Here is a 21,132-nt window from a genome sequence, read left to right as displayed (position 1 = left end):
ATTTTGTCCCAAAAAACTCGTCATATTTTATTTGTCATTATGCTGGTCTTCACCCCGTTGGTAGCCGCTCAGGATTGGCAACAACAACGCGTTGAAGCCAGCAGTAACCCGGGTGCATGGATCAAGAAGACCGCTGAATTAATAGAAAAATACGACAATCAACGTCAGTTCGAAAAACTGGCTATGACCTACGCATTGCAAGCTGAAGCTTATCGTTACTCGGGTAACGAAGGTGAAGCAAACAAAGCCATTCAGGAAGGTTTGCGTTTTGCCGAGTTAGCTGAATCAAAAATTGCAAAAACGTTACTGAAAATGAGCCAGACCTGGTATTTGCTGCAACGAGGCCAACTTAAACAAGCAAATACCAGCAGTATCGACGCAATAGAGCATGCCAAAGAATCCGGCAATAAAGAGTTGCAAATTGAAGCTGACATGTTGCACGCACAGGTGATGCAAAATACCGGAAATATCGCGCAAGCCTTAAAAATACTGGAGCAACTTGACCGCGACGAATATTCGGCACGACCGCGTTTACAGGCGGAGTTTCATGGGCTCATAGGCTCTATTTATATGGGTATTGGCGCTAACGATATTGCTTTAACGCATATAGAAGAAGCCCTGAAAACCAGTCGTGAACACCTCGGTGAGTGGGATAGTTCAGTAACAGAGTATAACCTTGCAAGGGCTTATCAGGCCGCAGGAAACCGCCAGGCCGCTGAGCAGCATTATACTGCCGCTTTAGAAATCAGCAAAGCTATTGACGATGAGCTGGGTATTGCTTACGCACTGTTCCAGATAGCCGCTATGGATGTCGCCGATAAACATTACCAGCAAGCTTTAACCCGCCTTAATACAGCATTGCCTCAGTTTAAATCGGCCGGAGCACACCCGATGGAAGCGCGAAGCCGACTGGCTATCGTGTCAGTTTATTTAGGCACTGAACAACTCGATAATGCACTAAGTCAGTTAGAAGCCGCAACTTCTATCATCAATACACTTACTGACGACGAGTTACACCAAAATCTACACCAACGCTGGTCTGATTATTATCAAAAACTAGGAGACCACAAAGCCGCTCTTGGGCATTACAAAACCTCTGTAGAGTACATGCAAAAATTCCAACAGCAGAATAGGGACAAACAAGTGCAGGAAATTATGGTGCGTCTGGAAATCAAAGAACAAGAGACCACCAATGAACTGTTGCAAAAAGAAAACGAGCTGCAACAACTGGAACTTCAGGAACAACAAACGTCATATTATCTGCTGATATGGGTTATTATTTCGGGCTTCTTAGTGGTCGTTATTGTTTCAGCCTTTTTATACCAACAGTGGCGTGCCCGTAAAAAATTTGCAGAGCTGGCGCTAAAAGACGATTTAACCAATGCCCCTAATAGACGGGCTATTGTCCGTATTTGTAAAAAAGGGCTGGAACAAGCCCGTGAACAACAGCGTCAGCTGGCATTAGCTGTTGTAGACTTTGACCATTTCAAAACAATAAATGATCAATTTGGCCACGATGTTGGTGACCATGTGTTACAGCGTTTTGCCGAAATTGCTAAACAAAACTTGCGTGAGCAGGATAGTTTTGGTCGCCTGGGCGGTGAAGAATGGTTGCTGGTCTTTTTTGATGTCAGCAAAGAAGATGCCAGGAATATTTTTAAACGCATTACCAATGAACTGAATAACAAGCCTATTGAAGGTTTGCCGGAAGATTACCGGGTTACCTTTAGCATGGGCTTTACCAACGCTCATCCAGAAGATGATTTTGACTCATTATATAAACGTGCGGATAACGTCTTGTTTGACGCTAAAGATGAAGGTCGTGAACGCCTTATCATTACTGATTAAGCCAAGCTCAAATTAGGGCGTGTTGACGGTAAATTATGGCTGATACAATGCAAGCCGCCGCCACCTAAAATAAATTCCCGGACATCAAAAGCAATAACTTGTCGCTCGGGCAGGGCTTTGCAAACCGCTTGCAACGCTTGACTGTCTGTTGCTAAACCAAATTGCGGCACTATAACCAGCTCAGTCGTTTGTAAAACATTCACATAACTGCACAGTAAAGGCAGTTGAACCGTTCGTTCTAAACTCAACTGAGTTGACTCTATACCCAGCCTTTCTTCATCAGTTGCTAATTGTGGAAAGGGTAAAGGTAACGGAACCTTTTTGATAAACGCCGGCAATTCATTCACTTTTTCTTGTAGCGACTGGCAGGTTTCATAGTCAGGGTGTGTTTTATTATCAGTGGCTGCGTACAACAAGGTATCAGACTCAACGAACAGCGCCAGGTTATCGATATGCCCACCGGTTTCGTCCGCTTGCAAAGAACCGTCAAAAAAGTACAAACATTGCTCGGGCAACAACTGGCCTAATGCCCATTTAAGCTCTTTATCCGTGAGTCCCGGGTTTCGTCGCTTAAGACACCCCAAACCAATTAACCAACAACCATCACCGTTGTGCGTAAAAGCACCACCCTCAGCAATAAGAGTGCTTTGATACACCGGTCGCTTTAACTGAGAACAGAGGTTTTGAGAAAAATACTGATCCTTAGCAATGACTTGTTGGACACCACCCCAGCCATCAAAACTAAACGACAAAGCTTTTAATCCCGCTTCTGTGGCTTGCCACAGCGGTGCAATATCACGCAGCCAGATATCGTCATAGTCAATTTCGATACAATGAACAGGCTTTAGCGAGCTGGGTAAGTTGCCGCGCAATTCAGAGGAAACAACAAGCGAAAACGGCGTGTTTTCCGGTAACTGAGTTATTAATCTCAGCAGCGCCTTACGAGCCGGTTCGGCATTCTTGCGCCAGACATCGCGTCGATAAGGCCAGGCCAGAAGAAGACGCTGGCTTGCCGAAAAGTCAGATACCCAAAGCTGAGACGTTGCCACTTATTTACCCCGGCGTTTACTCTGCTTTTTATTCTGACGATGCTGGGCTGTGGCTTTACGGATTTTCGCAAAGCGCCGTTGTTTAGACTCTTCATGACGAGGATCCAGAAAAGAATGCTGCTCCGCCGGCAAATTCACCTGCGTTCTTAACGCGTTAACCTGAGTCAGAGACATTTCTGCCCATCCACCCTGTGGAAGACCTGCTTCCAGAGGAATGTCGCCATAGCGAACGCGAATAAGACGACTGACCTGAACCTCCTGAGACTCCCATAAACGGCGAACCTCGCGATTACGACCTTCACTGATAGTGACATGGAACCAACGGTTCATGCCGTCACCACCAGCGGGCTTTATGCTATTGAATTTTGCCACGCCGTCTTCCAGCTGAACGCCTTTACGCAGGCGCTGCATCATGGCTTCATTCACTTCGCCAAAAACACGTACCGCGTATTCCCTCTCTACCTGTTGGCTGGGGTGCATCAGGCGGTTAGCAAGCTCTCCGTCAGTGGTAAATAACAGCAGGCCCGATGTATTCACATCCAGACGACCCACGGCAACCCATCGCGCCCCTGTCATTCTTGGTAAGCGGTCATAAACTGTGGGCCGGCCCTCTGGGTCCTTACGGGTACAGAGCTCACCTTCCGGTTTGTGATACATTAAAACCCGGCAAATGACCTCTTCTTCAGGTTTAATCTGAACCTCATGACCATCAATACGCACCTTGGCGTCAGCGTCAATACGCTCACCTAGCTGAGCTACTTTGTTGTCTACCCGAATGCGGCCAGCCGAAATTTTTGCTTCAATTTCACGGCGTGAGCCATGTCCAGATCGGGCTAAAACCTTTTGTAATTTCTCGGTCATTACGAATCATCTCTCTCGTTAGTCGCTGTCTCAGCGGTAGCTTCATCATCTTCATTAAGTGTGTCTATATTCGGTAATTCAGATAAGTCACTCAAATTAAAATCATCTAAAAAATCGTCAGTGCTGGCATAAAGTTGCGGCCGTCCCGGAACTTCTTTGTGCCCGACAACTTTTACCCAACCTCTTTCCTGCAGTGTTTTCATTATTTGACTACTAACACTGACACCCCGTATCTGTTCTATTTCACCACGCGTTATAGGTTGTCGATAAACAATCAAAGCCAACGTTTCCAGTAACGCATTGGAGTAGCGTGCCGGTTTTTCCTGCCAAAGGCCGGCTAATCGTTGTCCCAGTTCAGCCCGCGTTTGAAAACGGTATCCAGACGCCACTTTCACCAACTCAATACCTCGTTCCCGGTAATCGGACTGCAGCTCTTTAAGCTGCTGCCTGATTGCCGTTAGTGACGCTTCCCCTTTATTCAGTAAAAGCTGGTAAAGCTGTTCGGCTGATAACGGTTGTGGGTGCGCAAACAAAGCGGCTTCAATAAGTTGTTTAAGCTGTAACGGATTCATCTTGATTGTGCTGTCTCAAACTCAGGCGAATATCACTCATGGGTTCAACTTGTGACAATTCTACCATTGATTCCTTCACAAGTTCTAAAATTGCTAAAAAGCTGACTACTGCACCGGCACGACCCTCTTTTCGAGTGAAAAGCTGACTAAAAGAAACGTATTTTTTCTGGCTTAGCAGCTCCAGTACCTGACTCATTCTCGCCCGCGTTGACAGCTGCTCGCGTTTAATCTGATGATGCGCTTTCAGTTCAGTCTGTTGAAGAACACGACTGAAAGCTAAAGTCAGATCCTCTAAAGTCACTTCTGGCGGTACCGATGTTACCCATTCACGGGCGTTGTTATCCACTTCACTGAGCAATATATCGCGCCCAATTTGTGGCCGCTGTTCGATATACTCTGCCCCCTCGCGTATGGCTTCATACTCTTGTAAGCGCCTGATTAGCTCGGCTCTGGGGTCCTCTTCTTCTTCGTCTTCCTGAGGCGGCTTGGGTAACAATAACCGACTTTTAATTTCTGCCAAAATTGCCGCCATAACCAAATAGTCGGCAGCTAACTCCAGCTTCAGCTCCTGCATCATGTCCACATACTCAACGTATTGTCGGGTTATCGCTAAAATTGGCATATCGACAATATCAAGTTTCTGCTTACGAATTAAATACAACAACAAATCCATCGGACCGCTGAACGTATCCAAAATCACTTCCAGCGCGTCCGGTGGTATGTAGAGGTCTTCGGGCTTTTCTATGACCGGTTCGCCGCGGACAAACCCTAACGGCAGTGATTGTTGTTCAGCCATAATTAACCCGACGACTGATCATGTGTTTAAAACTCAAAAGGTTTTGTGTCTCCGGAGCCTTCCCGACGGATGGTCGGTGCACCTTCAGATAAGTCAACAACGGTGGTTGGCTCTTCACCTTTATGACGGCCATCAATAATTAAATCCACCCGTTTTTCCAGCTTATCGCGAATTTCTTCGGGGTCAGATTCCGCCGCTATCCCTTCGCCAAGAATCAAACTGGTCGACATTAAAGGTTCGTTGAGTTCCTCCAGCAGTGCCATCGCAATACGGTTGGTCGGAACCCGGATGCCAATGGTTTTACGCTTAGGGTTCAGCAGTCGTTTAGGAACCTCTTTAGTGCCTTTTAGAATAAACGTATAAGGACCGGGTGTATTGTTTTTCAGCAAACGAAAAGCATTGTTATCCACTCGGGCATACGTTGACAACTCAGATAAATCGCGGCACACCAGGGTAAAGTTGTGTTCTTTATTAATATCGCGAATGCCGCAAATACGCTCCGCTGCGGCTTTGTCCCCAATTTGACAGCCAATGGCATAACCCGAGTCTGTCGGATAAACCACAACGCCGCCGCTTCGGATAATTTGAACTGACTGCTGGATTAAACGCGCTTGAGGATTTTCCGGATGGATTTCAAAAAATTGACTCATAATCTACCCCAGTTCTGTTACTGTGACCAATGCTCCCATATTGGCACACAGTCCGCTGGCAGACAAAGGTTTTTGCCCAGTTCACGCCAGTTGCCCGGGTAGTGAAAATCCGAGCCCTGAGAAGCCAGTAAGCCATATTCCCGGCTCATTTTAGCCAACGCATCGCGGTGACCCGGAGACTGCTGAGATAAACTGACTTCCATTGCGTCCAGTCCCCACTCCTTAGCTTCCGTCAGCAATTTCCGCAGCCACTTATTGGATATTTTATAGCCATGCGGGTGCGCCAGAACGGCCTTGCCTCCGGCACTATGAATAGCCATTATTGCCGCGGGAATGTCACACCACTCAGGGTTGACGTAGGCACTGCTGCCCTTGCCAATATAACGGTCAAAAGCCTGCTGCGGCTTGCTGACAATACCTTTGCGGACCATGGCATCAGCAATGTGCTTTCGGGTCGGCATTCCGTCAGCTTCACACTCTTTTGACGATAAGTTCACACCGCGCTGATACAGCTTTTCCAACATGGCATCAAAACGTTGGTAACGACGCTGCTGTTGTTGACTCAATAACGCTTTCAACTGCTCTTCATTGGGATCAATATTGAGCCCGACAATATGAATTTCAAAGCTGTGCCAGCGACAACTTATTTCAACGCCATTGATAAATTGAATGGGTAGCTGCTCTTTTTCGACCAAAGCTCTCGCCTGAGCTAAGCCATCCACACAATCATGGTCAGTTAGCGCCAGCACATCAACATTTTGCTCGCATGCCCGTAACAGCAGCTCGGAGACTGACAACGAGCCATCCGAATGTGTGCTGTGGCAATGTAAATCATAAACAGGCATTAAATTTCCGCTGCCAATTCTGTTCCCTGGCGAATGGCGCGCTTGGCATCAAGCTCTGCGGCAACATCTGCACCGCCAATTAAGTGCACCGTCTGTCCCGCAGACTGCAGCGCATCATGCAATGAACGCTGCGGAACCTGCCCGGCACAGATAATAACATTGTCAACTTGCAGCAACTGTTTCTCGCCTTCACGCTCTATTTCGATACCTTCCGGCACAATGCGGTGGTAAGTCACCGCATTCCACATGTTCACCGACTTACTTTTTAATTCTTTACGATGCACCCAGCCAGAGGTTTTACCCAAACCTTTACCCACTTTGCTTTCTTTACGCTGCAGCAACCACACCTCACGCGAGCTCGACTCCGGTTGTTGCGGTTTCAAACCGCCACGGTCACTGTAGCTTTTATCGATACCCCAGCGCTCAGACCATTCGGGCTCATCCAGCGTCAGCGATTTTTCTGTCGTCAGGTATTCAGACACATCAAAACCAATACCGCCGGCACCAATCACCGCCACTTTGTTACCAACGTTTTTATGGTCGCGCAACACATCCAGATAACTCAGCACATGCGGTAAATCAACCCCCGGAATATCCACCTGACGAGGGCTGACTCCGGTAGCCAGAACCACATCATCGTACTTTTCGGCCAACAGCCCTTCGCAGGTCTGCTCTGTTCCAAGCTTCAGGTTAACGCCGGTATCTTCAAGACGATACTTAAAGTAGCGCAGGGTTTCGTAAAACTCTTCTTTACCCGGAATCTGTTTGGCGTAATTGAACTGCCCGCCAATCTCTTCAGATTTATCGTATAAATCAACCTGATGCCCGCGTTCTGCCACGTTACACGCAAAGGCTAAGCCGGCAGGGCCTGAACCAATCACCGCGATGCGCTTTTTCTGCTCCACCGGCTTCATTACCAGTTCCTGCTCAAAACAGGCTCTGGGGTTAACCAGACAGGAGGCTCTTTTATTCTCAAATACGTGATCCAGACACGCCTGATTACAAGCAATACAGGTATTAATGCGCTCAGACTGACCTTTCTCTGCTTTATTCACAAACTCAGGGTCAGCCAGTAATGGCCGCGCCATAGAAACCATATCCGCCTGGTTGCTGTCTAATATATGCTCGGCAATTTCCGGGGTGTTAATGCGGTTCACCGCAACCACAGGCACCGATAATTCCCGCCGCACACGCTCAGTTATCCAGCTAAAGGCACCACGCGGTACAGAGGTCACTATGGTAGGCACACGCGCTTCATGCCAGCCGATGCCGGTGTTAATGATGGTCACGCCGGCTTGCTCCAGCAGTTTGCCAAGTTGTAAAACTTCATCCAGCTGATGACCGTCTTCAACCAAATCGAGCATCGATAAACGGAAAATAATAATCGACTTTTCGCCCAGTGCGGCACGCACCGCTTTGACAATTTCCAGCGGAAAACGCATACGGTTTTCGAAACTGCCACCCCAGCTGTCATTACGCTGGTTGGTTCTGAGGCACAAAAATTGGTTAATCAGGTAACCCTCGGAGCCCATAATTTCAACACCGTCATACCCCGCTTTCTGCGCCAGCTTAGCGCCCCGGGCATAGTGTTTAATAGTGGTTAAAATTTGCCGTTCCGACATGGCTTTGGGTTTAAATGGATTTATCGGCGCTTTTATTGCGCTGGGTGCCAGCGAAAAAGGATGGTAGCTGTAACGGCCCGCGTGCAGCAGTTGCAAACAAATTTTACTGCCGTATTTGTGTACGGCGTCAGTGACCTGTCGATGTTTGCCCGCATGCCAGGGTTTTGACATTTCGCTACCAAAAGGCGCCAGCCGGCCACGGAAATTCGGACTGATTCCACCGGTGACAATTAGCCCTACGCCACCTTTGGCTCGCTCTTCATAAAAGCTGGCTAATTTACTAAAGCCATTTTTCGCTTCTTCCAGGCCAGTATGCATTGAGCCCATCAGCACTCGGTTTTTTAATGTGGTAAAACCAAGATCCAGGGGTTTCAGTAAATTGGGGTATGAATTTTCCACGCCAACCTCTTATTTTAAACGGGTGTTTAACTTTTGCTAACTGTACTGCTTAAACCCGTTTAACTCAAGCTCAGAACGCCATAGCTTCACGTAACAAAAAGCGGGAAAGCGCCATACTATCGACTTGTAAATTGGGGTTACCATTGCTTACCTGCTCTGCCGCCTGCTCAAGAATTGGCCACAACAGTTCCTTTACCCGGCCATTCGCATTTTGCATTGACTGCAAGTCCTGCAAAGCAAGCTCGCTGACATGGACACTTAAAATTGGCTCGCCCCTGTCAAATAGGTTAATCGTCACATCTTCCATCAGCCATTCATCAATCCGCCAGTTTAACGGTACTGAGTTGATCTTCTGTACTTTAACCGAATTCATCTGCTGCAAAAACTCATGCAGGTTTGAACGCCCCGTATCGTAGTAAGCAACGGTTAACTGCGCTCCGGAAACCGCAATTTTGGAAATATCCACGCGGCTACTGCCAAGCGCCTGCCAGTCACCGGTTAGTACCAGTTGTTTAGCCAGAAGAAGTTGATTTTCCGGCTCAGACAAAGCATCCAGCCGGGTGGCAAAACGCACATTATTCGCTGTCAGACCATCGGTCAGTGAGTTCACCTCAAGCTCGCCCACTTCGAGATCCGCATTAAGCTGCTCCGACGCCATTGTCTGTAAGCCTGCTTTCATTGCGTCGGACAGATTCTGAGCATTTGCCGGCAGGCCGAACAAAGGAAGTAACAGCCAACAAGCCGCCCGCGTTAAGTGTGTTATTTTCATCAAAGACCTCATTCAAATAGGATCCAGTCGCAGGAATAAACCCAATAGTCGCATAACCTTTGACTCTTTAGAGTAATTATTTGTTAATCTTAGGCAACCTTAAAAGACGGAGAATAATCTTATGCGAAAAAGTCTCGCTTTAATTGCCTCTTTATCACTAATGGGTTGCTCAGTATCATCAACACCCGTTATTGCCCAAGATGCACCAACTGATCATAAACGCATGCTGCCAGTCGACACTGAGGTCGTTACGGAACACAGTGTCGAAATTAATGGCGAAACAGTGGATTACACAGCAACCGCCGGCACTCAGCCAGTGTGGGACGATGAAGGAAACCCAACCGCGTCCTTGTTCTATACCTACTACGAACGTCAGGACGTTGATAACCGCGAATCACGCCCGGTTGTTTATTCGTTTAACGGCGGTCCGGGTTCAGCATCAGTCTGGATGCACATTGCTTACACTGGGCCAAAAGTTTTAAACCTGAGCGAAGAAGGTTATCCAATTCAACCATACGGCGTACAGGACAACCCCCACTCCATTCTGGATGTGGCTGATATTGTTTTCATTAACCCCGTCAACACCGGCTATTCACGCGTACTGCCAAACGAAGACGGTGAAATGCCGTCGCGCGCAGAACAAAAAGAGACGTTCTTTGGTGTTAATGCCGATGTAAAATATCTGGCCGAATGGATGAACACGTTCACCACACGCATGAACCGTTGGCAGTCGCCGAAATATCTCATTGGTGAAAGCTACGGTACTACTCGCGTATCGGGTCTTGCGCTGGAGCTTCAGAACAGCCAGTGGATGTACTTAAACGGCGTTATTCTGGTGTCTCCAACCGATATTGGTCTTGACCGTGACGGCCCGGTCAAACAAGCGAACCAGCTGCCTTATTTCGCGGCAGCGGCCTGGTATCACGATGCACTGCCGGAAGCTCTGCAAAGCAAAGATCTGGATGAGTTATTACCGGAAGTTGAACGCTTCGCGCTGGACCAATATTTACCAGCACTGGCAAAAGGCGCCATGCTGACCGGTGAGGCACGTGAACAAATGGCTGAGCGTGTTGCTTACTATTCGGGGCTTTCGCAACAAGCCGTAATGGATAATAACCTGGCACCCAGCACTTGGTACTTCTGGAAAGAATTACTACGTGACCGTGACCGTACTATTGGTCGTCTTGATTCCCGCTACCTGGGGCTTGATGAGAAACGCGCTGGCGACCGTCCTGATTTTAATGCCGAGCTAACCTCATGGTTGCACTCGTTTACGCCGGCAATTAACTATTACCTGCGTGAAGAATTGAATTTTGAAACCGATATTAAGTACAACATGTTTGGCCCGGTACACCCGTGGGATCGCACCAATAACAACACCGGCAAGCAACTGCGTCAGGCCATGGCTCAAAACCCATACCTGAATGTACTGGTTCAATCCGGCTACTTTGACGGCGCTACCAACTACTTTGATGCCAAATACACAATGTGGCATTTGGACCCGAGCACTCACATGAGCGATCGCATTCAGTTCAAAGGGTATCGCAGTGGTCACATGATGTATCTTCGTCGCCCTGATCTGCAAAAAGCGAACGATGATTTACGCGAATTTATTCGTAAGTCAGATTCAAAAGGCAAGCCGGCAGAATATAAGTAGAGAATATAGGTAGAGATTATCAGTAAAAAGAAAACAACTATTGACAGACTTTCGCGTAAGCGTTAATTTGTCAGCATTACATTGAATGAAAAGAGCTATACAACTTATGTTTTTACGTACAACAACCCAACATTGGTGGTGGCACTTCCCAAATAAGCGGGTGGTGTAGTTGTGCGTACAACGTAATTAGCTTCACTTTGAGAAACCCGCTCCTTTGAGCGGGTTTTTTATTGCCGTTTCACCGGAGCAGGTTTGAATAAAACAACCAAGCATACGAGGCATAAGGTGAAAAACCAAAACCTGACAACAGAGCAAAACGGTAACTTAGAGTCACTCAGAGTATCGCTGCCTTACCAGGCCGAGCCACTGCAAGTGTTTCAAAATACCTGCACTACACAAGGCGAGCACTTGCTGCTGGACTCTGCCGACATTGGCACCAAGCAGCAAGTAAAAAGCTTGTTACTGATTGACGCAGCATTGCGAATTACCTGCAATAACCAACAGGTAACTATTGACGCCCTGACCGATAACGGCGCGGTTCTTCTGCCCTGGATTGAGCAACAACTGACCGACAGCGTGACAGTCACAAAAGCGCCTGAACAGCTGACATTAAAATTCAGCCCGGCAGATGCGCCGCTGGATGAAGACTCACGGTTACGACAAATCAGCAACATGGAACCACTGCGCCTGCTTCAGCAGAAATTGAATAAAGCGAACGACACAGCAAAGCAGCATCCGTTTTCTGTTTTTCTCGGTGGTGCTTTTGCTTATGATTTCGTTGCCAGCTACGAGCAGTTACCCCAGGTTGAAGAAGGCGAAAACAACTGCCCGGATTATGTTTTTTACCTTGCCGAAACCTTACTCATTATTGATCATCAACAACAAACCACAGAGCTGCTCGGCAGTGTGTTTAGTGGTGAGCGTCACGATCAACGCTATCAGACCATGACCCAGCGTATTGGTGAATTGGCCGCCCGTTGTCAGTTACCGGTAATAGAGCCTCAGCCCCAATCCGTTGACATAAAAGTAACGGCAACACCGTCATCAGAAGAGTTTGCCAATATTGTCACGCAGCTGAAACAAAACATCGTGGCGGGAGATATTTTTCAGGTGGTGCCATCGCGGCGTTTCAGAATGCCCTGCCCCAATCCGTTAGCGGCGTATCAGCAGTTGAAAAAGAACAATCCCTCGCCCTATATGTTTTTTATGAGTCATCCGGATTTCTGTCTATTCGGCGCCTCGCCTGAATCTGCCTTGAAATACCAGCAAGCAACCAATCAAGTCGAACTTTACCCAATAGCGGGCACGCGTCCGCGCGGTAAAAATACTGACGGCAGCATTAACCCGGACTTAGACAGCCGGATGGAGTTAGAGCTTCGGCTTGATCAAAAAGAGCTGGCAGAACATCTCATGCTGGTTGATTTAGCCCGTAACGACCTGGCTCGCATTAGCGAAACCGGCACGCGTTATGTTGCCGACTTACTGCAGGTTGATCGCTATTCTCATGTCATGCATCTGGTCTCCCGGGTGGTTGCAAAACTGCGTAATAATTGCGATGCCCTGCACGCTTACCGCGCCTGCATGAATATGGGAACTTTGGTTGGCGCGCCGAAAGTCAGCGCCGCAACTCTTGTTCGCCAGGTCGAGCAGCAACGCCGCGGCAGCTACGGCGGAGCTGTGGGTTATCTGGCCGGTAATGGTGACATGGATACCTGCATTGTTATTCGTTCTGCGTTCGTTAAAAACAACGAAGCTATAGTGCAGGCTGGCGCCGGCGTAGTGCATGACTCCGACCCGGCCAGCGAAGTTGAAGAAACCGAGAACAAAGCGAAAGCCGTTATCCTGGCAATTAAGCAGGCGCACGTTCAGCCCCCTCAGGAGGCGTTATAAATGACTCAAGCAACACGTATTGTACTGATAGATAACGTCGACTCATTCTCATACAACCTGGTGGATGAGTTGCGTCAGTTAGGTTACCCACTGGTGGTATACCGTAACCAGTTAGCCGCCGCCGATGTTATTGCTCAATTAGAAAGTTACAGCGGTTCTCAACTGGTTTGTTTGTCGCCGGGGCCGGGGCACCCAGCCAACGCCGGAAACTTAATGGAAGTGATCCGATACTGCAGTGGACGCATACCCATGCTGGGTATTTGTCTGGGCTTTCAGGCGCTGATTGAGCATGCCGGTGGCCGCGTTGATACCTGTGGTGAAATCGTGCATGGCAAAACCGCGAAGGTAGAAACATTGACCCACCCGGTATTTACCGCAGCCACAGATAACAACCAGTGTGTTGTCGCCCGTTATCACTCTTTAAGCGGTTACGACCTGCCCAAAGCAGTGACGGTTATCGCCAGCTTAAATGGACCGGACGGCAGCATTCCCATGGCAGCAGAATTTACAGACAGCCAGGCCATCGGTTTTCAGTTTCATCCCGAGTCGCTTTTGACGCCAAAGGGAAAACAATTACTCAGTAACAGCATTCAGCATTTACTAACAGGAGCACAGCCATGAAAGCCGTACAAACTCTGATGTCTGGTGAGGCGCTGACACAAGATCAAACCCGTGAATTCTTTCAGCGTCTGATTAAAGGCGAGCTGAACGATATCCAGGTAACGGCCGCACTTGTTGCCATGAAAATGCGGGGCGAAACCCCGGCTGAATTAGCCGGTGCGGCGGAGGCGATATTGTCTGCCGCGAAACCGTTTTTGCGCCCCGACACCGCTGTCATAGACAGTTGCGGTACCGGCGGCGATGGCAGCGACACCATCAACATTTCCACGGCAGCGGCGTTGATAGCCGCCAGTATGGGGCTGACAGTAGCCAAACACGGTAACCGCAGTGTGTCATCACGGTCGGGCTCGGCCGATGTGCTCGAAGCTCTCAAACTGCGGGTTAACCTGGACCCGGCAGATGCTTCTGCCCAGTTAGCCGATAACGGCTTTTGCTTTTTGTTTGCGCCGCATTACCACCCGGGCATTAAGCACGCCATGCCGGTAAGACAAACACTTAAAACCCGAACCCTATTTAACCTGATTGGGCCATTAGTTAACCCCGCGCGCCCTGATGCGCAACTGCTCGGCGTTTACAGCGAGCAATGGCTGCGCCCAATGGCTGAAACTCTGCAGAGGCTTGGGGTTAAGCGCGCCATGGTGGTTCATGGTAGTGGTCTGGACGAGTTAGCTTTACACGGCCCGACCCAGGTTATTGAACTGCGCAATGGCGAACTCAATGAGTATCAGGTTGAACCGAATGATTTTGGCGTTCCCACAGCACCACTGAGTGAACTCAAAGGTGGCGACGCCGACTTTAACGCCCGGATTATGGAAGATATTCTTGCCGGAGGCGGCAGCCCGGCGCAACGTCACTCGGTTGCGATGAACGTTGCCGCGCTGCTGTATTTAAGTGGAATATATACCAATATGAAATCAGCAACGGCCGCTACTCTGGAACATTTAGATACCGGTCAGGCACTGCTGCATTTGCGCCGCGTGCAAGATGCTCAGGAGACTTACCATGTCTGACACCATTAGTTTAGAAAAGAACGTGCTAAAAACCATTGTCGAGCGCAAAGTTGAGCAAAACAAAGCTCAGGCTAAACTCATGCCAATAGCTGACATTAAAGCTCAGCTTGAACCCAGTGACAGAAGTTTATACCAGGCGCTAAGTGGTGAGCAGGCCGGTTTTATTCTGGAGTGCAAGAAAGCCTCTCCCTCAAAAGGTTTGATTAGGGCTGACTTTGACGCACCCCGGCTGGCGAAAAGCTACCAGCCTTATGCGGCAGCAATTTCTGTACTGACAGAACCTGAGTTCTTTCAGGGGCGGTTAGATTACCTGACAGCCGTGCGGCGGCAAGTGACTCAACCGGTTTTGTGTAAAGACTTCTTCATCGACCAAGAGCAGGTTTACCGCGCCCGTTACTTTGGCGCAGACGCTATCTTATTGATGCTGTCCGTGCTGGATGATGAGCAATATGTTGCGCTGCGCGATATCGCTGATTCGCTGGCCATGGACGTACTGACCGAAGTTTCCAACGAGGCCGAAATGGAGCGTGCGGTGAACCTTAACGCGAATATCATTGGCATTAACCACCGCGACTTAACCGACCTCAGTATTGACCCGAACCGCAGTGCACAATTAGTGCCGTTAGCGCCGCAAAACGCCTTATTGATAGCCGAATCAGGCTTTTCCGAACACAGCGATATTCGCCGGGTGGCGCCTTACGTGAACGGCTTTCTCATTGGCAGCGCCTTAAGCGCTCAGCCCGACGTTGATTTAGCCTGCCGTAAGCTGCTGTTCGGACAAAATAAAGTGTGCGGGTTAACCCGCGCAGAAGACGCTATAAACGCCCGTTCTCAGGGAGCTGTTTATGGCGGCTTTATATTTGTTGAGCATTCTCCACGTTGTGTCACTACGGAACAGGCACAACAACTAGCCGAGGAAGCCAAAGGACTGGATTACGTTGGCGTGTTTGCTGATCAGCCGTTACAAAGGGTGGTTGAGACCACTCAAAACATTGGTCTGGCGGCCATTCAGCTGCATGGCCACGAAGACATTGACTACGTTGTTCAGCTGCGTCAGCAATTACGCCGGACAAACCAAGAAGGAGTTAAGATTTGGAAGGCGCTGGCTATTGAAAAACCAGCACAATTACCTGACTTGCCGGTTGATGGTTTTGTTCTGGATAACCGCGGTGGGGGCAGTGGTCAGGCGTTTAACTGGGAGCTTATTGAACCTCTGAGTGCGGCTGAGCGCCAACGCTGTCTATTAGCCGGAGGCATCGGCCCTGAGAGTATTGCCAGTGCTATACAGCTGGGTTTTGCCGGGGTAGATATTAATTCCCGTACAGAATGGCAGCCAGGTGTCAAGAATAGTGCTAAAATAACTCAAATGTTCACTAAAATTCGTCATTATGGTCGATTTCCAAAAAATCGACTGTCAGAAATATCAACCCAACAGGAGGCTGTATGAATCAGTCATTACCCGCATATTTTGGCGATTTCGGCGGCCAGTTCGTTCCTGAAATCCTATTACCCGCTCTTGAGCAGTTAGAAAAAGCCTTTGTCGATGCGCAACACGATGAAGAGTTTCAGGCTGAATTTCGCGGCTTGTTGAAAAACTACCTGGGTAGGCCAACGCCGCTCAGTTTGTGCCGCAACCTGCCGCTGAGCAGTCCGAATAAAACCAAAATTTACCTAAAGCGTGAGGACTTACTGCACGGCGGAGCCCACAAAACCAACCAGGTTCTGGGTCAGGCGCTGCTGGCCAAGCGCATGGGGAAAACCCGCATTATTGCCGAAACCGGCGCCGGACAGCACGGCACAGCAACTGCGTTAGCCTGTGCCCTGCTCAACTTAGAATGCATTGTGTATATGGGCAAGAAAGATGTAGAACGTCAGCAACCCAACGTATTCCGGATGGAGCTGATGGGCGCGAAAGTAGTGCCCGTGGATACCGGCAGCGGCACTCTTAAAGATGCGGTCAATGAAGCTTTACGTGACTGGACCTCCAGTTACCCCGATACTCATTACTTATTGGGAACTGCCGCAGGCGCCCACCCCTTCCCAACTATCGTGCGGGAATTTCACCGTATGATTGGTGAAGAATCAAAAGCACAAATTAAAGAGCAAGCCGGACGCTTACCAGATGAAGTCATTGCCTGCGTAGGCGGAGGCTCTAATGCCATCGGCATGTTCGCCGACTTTATCGAAGAAGAAGGCGTTGAGCTGGTTGGCGTAGAACCTGCCGGTAAGGGTGTAGAAACCAAGCACCATGGGGCTACCTTAACCGCTGGTAAACCCGGTATTTTGCACGGCTGCTTGTCCTTTTTAATGCAAAACCCTGAAGGGCAAATTGAAGAGTCATATTCGGTTTCAGCCGGCCTGGATTACCCCGGCGTTGGGCCTCAGCATGCTCACCTTAAAGCCATTGGTCGCGCGCGCTATGAATCAGTCACCGATGACGAAGCACTGGAAGCGTTTAAGTTATTGTCACGCCACGAGGGTATTATTCCGGCACTAGAAACGGCACACGCTCTGGCCTACGCTCTTAAACGCGCTGCAGAGCCGGACGCTCCGGAAATTCTGCTCATTAATTTATCGGGCCGTGGCGACAAAGATATTGACCACGTACGCCGTATTTTCAATGCTCAGGAAAATGCTGAAGTTAGCGCGGAAGGAGAACAACAATGAGCCGCTATAAACACTGTTTCGCGAACTTGAAAGCCAATAATCAGGGTGCCTTTGTGCCCTTTGTTACTATTGGCGACCCCACTCCGGGGCAAAGCGTTGAAGTGATTAAAGCACTGATAGATGGGGGTGCCGATGCCCTGGAGCTCGGACTGCCATTCTCAGATCCGGTTGCCGATGGCCCGGTCATTCAGCGGGCAAATCTGCGAGCCTTAGATTCGGGCACAACTTTTAAGGACATTTTAAAGATCTTAAAAAAGATTCGTGACTATTCATCGCAAATACCGATAGGTTTATTGGTTTACGCCAACCTAATCTACGCAAAAGGCGCTCGTGAATTTTACCAGCAAATGAAAGACGTTGGTGTTGATTCGGTGCTCATTGCTGATGTTCCAACCAAAGAAGCCAAACGTTTTGCCGGGATAGCCAAAGAAATTGGCATTGAAGCCGTGTTTATTGCGCCACCCGACGCCAGTGATACGCTGTTAACTGACATTGCAAAACAATGTGCTGGTTATGTTTACCTGCTGAGCCGTTCAGGGGTTACCGGCGCCGACACACAAATGCAGGCGCCAGCATCAGAGCTCATCAATAAACTGAAAGAAGCCGGAGCACCACCCACATTACTGGGCTTTGGTATCTCTCAGCCAGAGCATGTGCAGCGTGCCTTAGCGGCAGGCGCAGATGGTGCTATCAGCGGGTCTGCTGTGGTTGCGCTTATTGAGAAAAACCTCGACAATAATGCGCAACAAGTTGCGGACTTAAAAGCTTTTGTAAAAAGCATGAAAGCCGCCACCCAATTGTCGTAACGGAGTAGTTAATGGCCCTGTTGTTAGAATATTTACCCATCATCGCCTTTTTTGTGTTTTACAAAATGGTCGATATTTATGTGGCTACCGGCGTGTTGATGGTGGGTACGGTGGTGCAGTTACTGGGGCTAAAACTGCTCAAGCAACCTTTAACGACTCGCCATTGGGTCATACTCGCAGTGGTCATGGTATTTGGTGCAGTAACGCTGTTACTGCATGACGACTGGTTCATTAAAATGAAAGTTTCGGTGGTTTACCTGGCCATTGCACTGATGCTTTTCGGTGGTTTAGTGTGGAAAAAACGCAGTCCAATTCAGTCAATGATGGGCAAAGACATTAAACTTCCCAACGCGGCCTGGTCACGACTGACTTACGCATGGATCGTCTTCTGTTTGTTCTTAGCGGCTTTGAATCTCTACATTGCTGAGTTCTGGAGCCAGGAAGCCTGGGTCAATTTTAAAGTCTTCGGTATTTTGGGCATTACGCTGATATTCACTATTGGCACCGGTTTCTATATGTACCGTCACGCCATTGACGAGGAGAACAGCAACTAATGTGGTTTGTTATTTTCGCAGAAGACCATGAAGATTCACTGGAAGGTCGTAAACAGGCAAGGCCGGCCCATGTAGAACGGTTAAAAGCCCTGCAAAACGACGGTCGCCTGCTGGTTGCCGGCCCCTGCCCCGTTATCGCCGAACTTGAGCCGGGTGTGCTGGGCTATACCGGCTCGGTCGTCATTGCTGAGTTTGATACTCAGGCAGAGGCCGAACAGTGGGCAAACGATGACCCTTATTGGCAAGCGGGTGTTTATAGAAAAGCGACAGTGAAACCATTTAACGCCGTCTTACCTAACTAAACGTGTCAACTGAACAGTGACTATGCGCAGCATCGAGCTAACCGCCAACCACCGTTATCTGCATTGCGTTAATTTTGAACCGGAATCAGCCGCTAAAGCGACTATTGTTGTTGCTTCTGCCCTCGGCGTTAAACAGCGTTTTTATCAGCCAGTTGCCAAATGGTTAAGCAAACAAGGTTATCGCGTCATTACCTTTGATTATTACGGTATTGGTCAGTCGGTTGATAAGCCACTTAAGCAGATAAACTCCAGTATTACTGACTGGGCTGAACTCGATATCACTACCGTAATTGACTATGCGCAGTCCTGTCAGAACGGTGAACCGCTGATTTGGCTGGCTCATAGTCTGGGAGGTCAGATTGTTGCTATGGCACATAACAGCGACAAAATTGACAAAATGGTCACTATTGCCAGCGGTACCGGATACTGGTTAAAAGCCAGCCAACAAGTTCGCCGTACCGCTTGGTTATTGTGGTATTTTGCGGTCCCCATAGCTACGCCCCTTGCCGGTTACTTTCCCGGTAAGCGTTTGAATATGGTCGGTGATATGCCCGCCGCAGCCATGAAAGAATGGAGCCGCTGGTGCCGCAGTAAAGACTACCTCTTTGATAACATAACCGCAGAGCAACAGGCTTGTTATGACACTTTCAAAGCGCCCATTCACGCCTTTAATGTTACTGATGACGAATTGCTGCAACGCTCTAATATTGAAAATCTGCTAAGCCATTACCCCAATGCCGACAAAGTCCTCGAGGATTTAAGCCCGAATATGACCCAAAATAACCGAATTGGGCATTTCAGCTTCTTCCGCAGTCAATTTAAAGACTCTCTCTGGCAGGAACACTTGCTGAGTGCACTACAGCTTAGTTAGACTCGACACAAAAATCGGACGAGCATCATGAAAACCGTTCCCGACTGGATAACACAACTGGACACGCCTTATTTGCTGATTGATGAGGCCAAACTAAAGAATAACATTAGCTACCTGAAGCAGCGGGTGGAATTACTAGGTAGCCATTTACGTCCGCATTTAAAAACGTTGCGTACAATAGAAGCCGCTGAGTATTTACTCGATAGCTCCGACGCGCCGGCAACCGTTTCAACTCTGGCCGAAGCCGAAGCTTATGCAAAAGCCGGTTATACCAATTTACTTTACGCCGTAGGTATTGCACCCGCAAAACTCAAGCGGGTTGCTGCACTGCGGCGGCAAGGCATTAGGTTACACATTCTGCTGGATAATCTGACGCAGGCCCAGGCCGTTACCGATTTTGCCAACCAATTCAGGCAGGACTTTTCCGTTTTTATCGAAATTGACAGCGACGACCACCGCGGAGGCATTAAACCGAAGGATCCTCAATTAGTCGCTATTGCTAAAACCCTGGGCAGTCATTTTACCGGTTTAATGACTCATGCCGGCGGTTCATATGTCTGCAGTAACGATGAGGCTTTGCGCGCTTTTGCAAAACAAGAATGCCAGGCCGTGCTTGATGCAAAAAACCAACTGAACGAAGTCGGTATTCATTGCTCGGTCACCAGCGTTGGCTCTACCCCTACCGCCCATTTTGGCGAGGACTTTAGTGACATCAGCGAAGTTCGTGCCGGCGTTTACATGACGTTTGATTTAGTGATGAAAAACATTGGTGTGTGCGATTTTTCAGACATTGCAATGTCCGTTGTCACCACGGTCATCGGCCACAACAAAGAGAAAAACTGGCTGCTGACCGACAGCGGCTGGATGGCATTGTCACGTGACCGGGGCACAACAGGTCAGAAGCAGGACTTTGGCTATGGTCAGGTGTGTAAAACAGACGATTCTTTGTTGGAGGGTTTGTGCGTTAACAGCACCTCGCAAGAGCACGGCATTATTGAATTAAGCGACGCTTACCAACTAGAAAACTTTCCCGTTGGTCATCAGCTACGCATTTTACCGAACCACGCCTGTGCAACAGCCGCTATGCATCCGGTTTACCATGTGCTGATGAGTGATGGCTCACATAACACCTGGCAACGTATTACGGGCTGGTAGTTTCCCCACGACAGCGACGATCTTATAGGTGACCTAAAAGCCGCTATTCAGCAGGTCATGGGTAAGCGTAACTGCAATCACACCTACTCAGCCATAGTTTAAAGCCATAAGCTACCACGAAGTTTAATCAACAAGGTGATAGCATCATGAGCCGGGCATACCGAACTCGTGAGCAATGGCGAGAGCTC

At 48.8% G+C, this 21,132-nt stretch carries 20 protein-coding genes and 1 other annotated feature; of the genes, 12 read left to right on the top strand and 8 right to left on the bottom strand.

Going from position 1 to position 21,132, the window contains the following annotated elements:
• Positions 1-3 precede the first annotated feature (3 nt).
• On the top strand, positions 4-1,848 hold the full coding sequence (locus tag L8G48_RS09935; RefSeq protein ID WP_248264458.1) for a tetratricopeptide repeat-containing diguanylate cyclase: 1,845 nt from the start codon (positions 4-6) through the stop codon (positions 1,846-1,848).
• Here L8G48_RS09935 and L8G48_RS09930 read toward each other — a convergent pair.
• The 8 genes from L8G48_RS09930 to L8G48_RS09895 form a co-directional block, all read right to left on the bottom strand.
• Positions 1,845-2,897: an agmatine deiminase family protein gene (locus tag L8G48_RS09930; protein WP_248264457.1), complete on the bottom strand. Its 1,053-nt coding sequence runs from the start codon at positions 2,895-2,897 to the stop codon at positions 1,845-1,847. The genes L8G48_RS09935 and L8G48_RS09930 overlap by 4 nt on opposite strands.
• A complete protein-coding gene (gene rluB / locus L8G48_RS09925) occupies positions 2,898-3,758 on the bottom strand; it encodes a 23S rRNA pseudouridine(2605) synthase RluB (protein ID WP_248264456.1) in 861 nt (286 codons plus the stop codon).
• Positions 3,758-4,330 (bottom strand): SMC-Scp complex subunit ScpB, encoded by a 573-nt coding sequence (scpB, locus tag L8G48_RS09920; RefSeq protein ID WP_248264455.1) that lies wholly within the window; start codon positions 4,328-4,330, stop codon positions 3,758-3,760. Before scpB ends, rluB begins: the two co-directional genes overlap by 1 nt.
• Positions 4,311-5,126, bottom strand: coding sequence for a segregation and condensation protein A (locus L8G48_RS09915; protein ID WP_248264454.1), 816 nt, complete (start codon positions 5,124-5,126; stop codon positions 4,311-4,313). The genes scpB and L8G48_RS09915 overlap by 20 nt, the downstream gene beginning before the upstream one ends.
• Before the next feature lie 26 nt (positions 5,127-5,152).
• Positions 5,153-5,776, bottom strand: coding sequence for an L-threonylcarbamoyladenylate synthase (locus tag L8G48_RS09910; protein ID WP_248264453.1), 624 nt, complete (start codon positions 5,774-5,776; stop codon positions 5,153-5,155).
• 17 nt (positions 5,777-5,793) lie between these two features.
• Positions 5,794-6,621 (bottom strand): PHP domain-containing protein, encoded by an 828-nt coding sequence (locus L8G48_RS09905; RefSeq protein WP_248264452.1) that lies wholly within the window; start codon positions 6,619-6,621, stop codon positions 5,794-5,796.
• The gene (locus L8G48_RS09900) at positions 6,621-8,642 is read right to left on the bottom strand and encodes an oxidoreductase (RefSeq protein ID WP_348983654.1); all 2,022 of its coding nucleotides are present in this window, start codon (positions 8,640-8,642) and stop codon (positions 6,621-6,623) included. The genes L8G48_RS09905 and L8G48_RS09900 overlap by 1 nt, the downstream gene beginning before the upstream one ends.
• A gap of 70 nt (positions 8,643-8,712) precedes the next feature.
• Entirely contained in the window at positions 8,713-9,411 is a 699-nt protein-coding gene (locus tag L8G48_RS09895; protein ID WP_248264451.1) for an AsmA family protein, read from the bottom strand.
• A 121-nt stretch (positions 9,412-9,532) separates the two neighbouring features.
• On the opposite strand from L8G48_RS09895, the gene L8G48_RS09890 reads away from it, so the two are divergent.
• The 11 genes from L8G48_RS09890 to L8G48_RS09840 all read left to right on the top strand — a co-directional run bounded on the left by L8G48_RS09890 (position 9,533) and on the right by L8G48_RS09840 (position 20,944).
• Positions 9,533-11,068 (top strand): S10 family peptidase, encoded by a 1,536-nt coding sequence (locus L8G48_RS09890; RefSeq protein WP_248264450.1) that lies wholly within the window; start codon positions 9,533-9,535, stop codon positions 11,066-11,068.
• Between the two features lie 127 nt (positions 11,069-11,195).
• Positions 11,196-11,300, top strand: a sequence feature (Trp leader region).
• A gap of 20 nt (positions 11,301-11,320) precedes the next feature.
• Complete coding sequence (locus tag L8G48_RS09885; protein ID WP_248264449.1) at positions 11,321-12,958, top strand: anthranilate synthase component 1; 1,638 nt, start codon at positions 11,321-11,323, stop codon at positions 12,956-12,958.
• Positions 12,959-13,579, top strand: a complete 621-nt coding sequence (locus L8G48_RS09880; RefSeq protein WP_248264448.1) for an anthranilate synthase component II — start codon at positions 12,959-12,961, stop codon at positions 13,577-13,579.
• Positions 13,576-14,589, top strand: coding sequence for an anthranilate phosphoribosyltransferase (gene trpD, locus L8G48_RS09875; protein WP_248264447.1), 1,014 nt, complete (start codon positions 13,576-13,578; stop codon positions 14,587-14,589). The genes L8G48_RS09880 and trpD overlap by 4 nt, the downstream gene beginning before the upstream one ends.
• Positions 14,582-16,036: a bifunctional indole-3-glycerol-phosphate synthase TrpC/phosphoribosylanthranilate isomerase TrpF gene (gene trpCF / locus L8G48_RS09870; RefSeq protein ID WP_248264446.1), complete on the top strand. Its 1,455-nt coding sequence runs from the start codon at positions 14,582-14,584 to the stop codon at positions 16,034-16,036. Before trpD ends, trpCF begins: the two co-directional genes overlap by 8 nt.
• Complete coding sequence (gene trpB / locus L8G48_RS09865; protein WP_248264445.1) at positions 16,033-17,256, top strand: tryptophan synthase subunit beta; 1,224 nt, start codon at positions 16,033-16,035, stop codon at positions 17,254-17,256. The genes trpCF and trpB overlap by 4 nt, the downstream gene beginning before the upstream one ends.
• Entirely contained in the window at positions 17,253-18,062 is an 810-nt protein-coding gene (trpA, locus tag L8G48_RS09860; protein ID WP_248264444.1) for a tryptophan synthase subunit alpha, read from the top strand. The genes trpB and trpA overlap by 4 nt, the downstream gene beginning before the upstream one ends.
• 11 nt (positions 18,063-18,073) lie before the next feature.
• Positions 18,074-18,616 (top strand): septation protein IspZ, encoded by a 543-nt coding sequence (gene ispZ / locus L8G48_RS09855; protein ID WP_248264443.1) that lies wholly within the window; start codon positions 18,074-18,076, stop codon positions 18,614-18,616.
• Entirely contained in the window at positions 18,616-18,918 is a 303-nt protein-coding gene (locus L8G48_RS09850) for a YciI family protein (RefSeq protein WP_248264442.1), read from the top strand. The genes ispZ and L8G48_RS09850 overlap by 1 nt, the downstream gene beginning before the upstream one ends.
• 22 nt (positions 18,919-18,940) lie before the next feature.
• Positions 18,941-19,789: an alpha/beta hydrolase family protein gene (locus tag L8G48_RS09845; protein WP_248264441.1), complete on the top strand. Its 849-nt coding sequence runs from the start codon at positions 18,941-18,943 to the stop codon at positions 19,787-19,789.
• A gap of 27 nt (positions 19,790-19,816) precedes the next feature.
• Positions 19,817-20,944: a DSD1 family PLP-dependent enzyme gene (locus L8G48_RS09840; RefSeq protein ID WP_248264440.1), complete on the top strand. Its 1,128-nt coding sequence runs from the start codon at positions 19,817-19,819 to the stop codon at positions 20,942-20,944.
• Positions 20,945-21,132 lie beyond the last annotated feature (188 nt).

The organism is Idiomarina aminovorans (genome assembly GCF_023155095.1).
GTDB lineage: Bacteria > Pseudomonadota > Gammaproteobacteria > Enterobacterales > Alteromonadaceae > Idiomarina > Idiomarina aminovorans.
Note: the sequence above shows the minus strand (reverse complement) of the source record. Positions and strands in the feature narration are given on the sequence as shown.

Coding starts and splice junctions, on each gene's coding strand:
- ispZ (WP_248264443.1), top strand. CDS start 18,074: ATGGCCCTGTTGTTAGAATATTTACCCATCATCGCCTTTTTTGTGTTT.
- L8G48_RS09890 (WP_248264450.1), top strand. CDS start 9,533: ATGCGAAAAAGTCTCGCTTTAATTGCCTCTTTATCACTAATGGGTTGC.
- L8G48_RS09915 (WP_248264454.1), bottom strand. CDS start 5,126: ATGGCTGAACAACAATCACTGCCGTTAGGGTTTGTCCGCGGCGAACCG.
- L8G48_RS09905 (WP_248264452.1), bottom strand. CDS start 6,621: ATGCCTGTTTATGATTTACATTGCCACAGCACACATTCGGATGGCTCG.
- L8G48_RS09840 (WP_248264440.1), top strand. CDS start 19,817: ATGAAAACCGTTCCCGACTGGATAACACAACTGGACACGCCTTATTTG.
- trpCF (WP_248264446.1), top strand. CDS start 14,582: ATGTCTGACACCATTAGTTTAGAAAAGAACGTGCTAAAAACCATTGTC.
- L8G48_RS09880 (WP_248264448.1), top strand. CDS start 12,959: ATGACTCAAGCAACACGTATTGTACTGATAGATAACGTCGACTCATTC.
- trpA (WP_248264444.1), top strand. CDS start 17,253: ATGAGCCGCTATAAACACTGTTTCGCGAACTTGAAAGCCAATAATCAG.
- trpD (WP_248264447.1), top strand. CDS start 13,576: ATGAAAGCCGTACAAACTCTGATGTCTGGTGAGGCGCTGACACAAGAT.
- L8G48_RS09895 (WP_248264451.1), bottom strand. CDS start 9,411: ATGAAAATAACACACTTAACGCGGGCGGCTTGTTGGCTGTTACTTCCT.
- rluB (WP_248264456.1), bottom strand. CDS start 3,758: ATGACCGAGAAATTACAAAAGGTTTTAGCCCGATCTGGACATGGCTCA.
- L8G48_RS09910 (WP_248264453.1), bottom strand. CDS start 5,776: ATGAGTCAATTTTTTGAAATCCATCCGGAAAATCCTCAAGCGCGTTTA.
- L8G48_RS09845 (WP_248264441.1), top strand. CDS start 18,941: ATGCGCAGCATCGAGCTAACCGCCAACCACCGTTATCTGCATTGCGTT.
- trpB (WP_248264445.1), top strand. CDS start 16,033: ATGAATCAGTCATTACCCGCATATTTTGGCGATTTCGGCGGCCAGTTC.
- L8G48_RS09850 (WP_248264442.1), top strand. CDS start 18,616: ATGTGGTTTGTTATTTTCGCAGAAGACCATGAAGATTCACTGGAAGGT.
- scpB (WP_248264455.1), bottom strand. CDS start 4,330: ATGAATCCGTTACAGCTTAAACAACTTATTGAAGCCGCTTTGTTTGCG.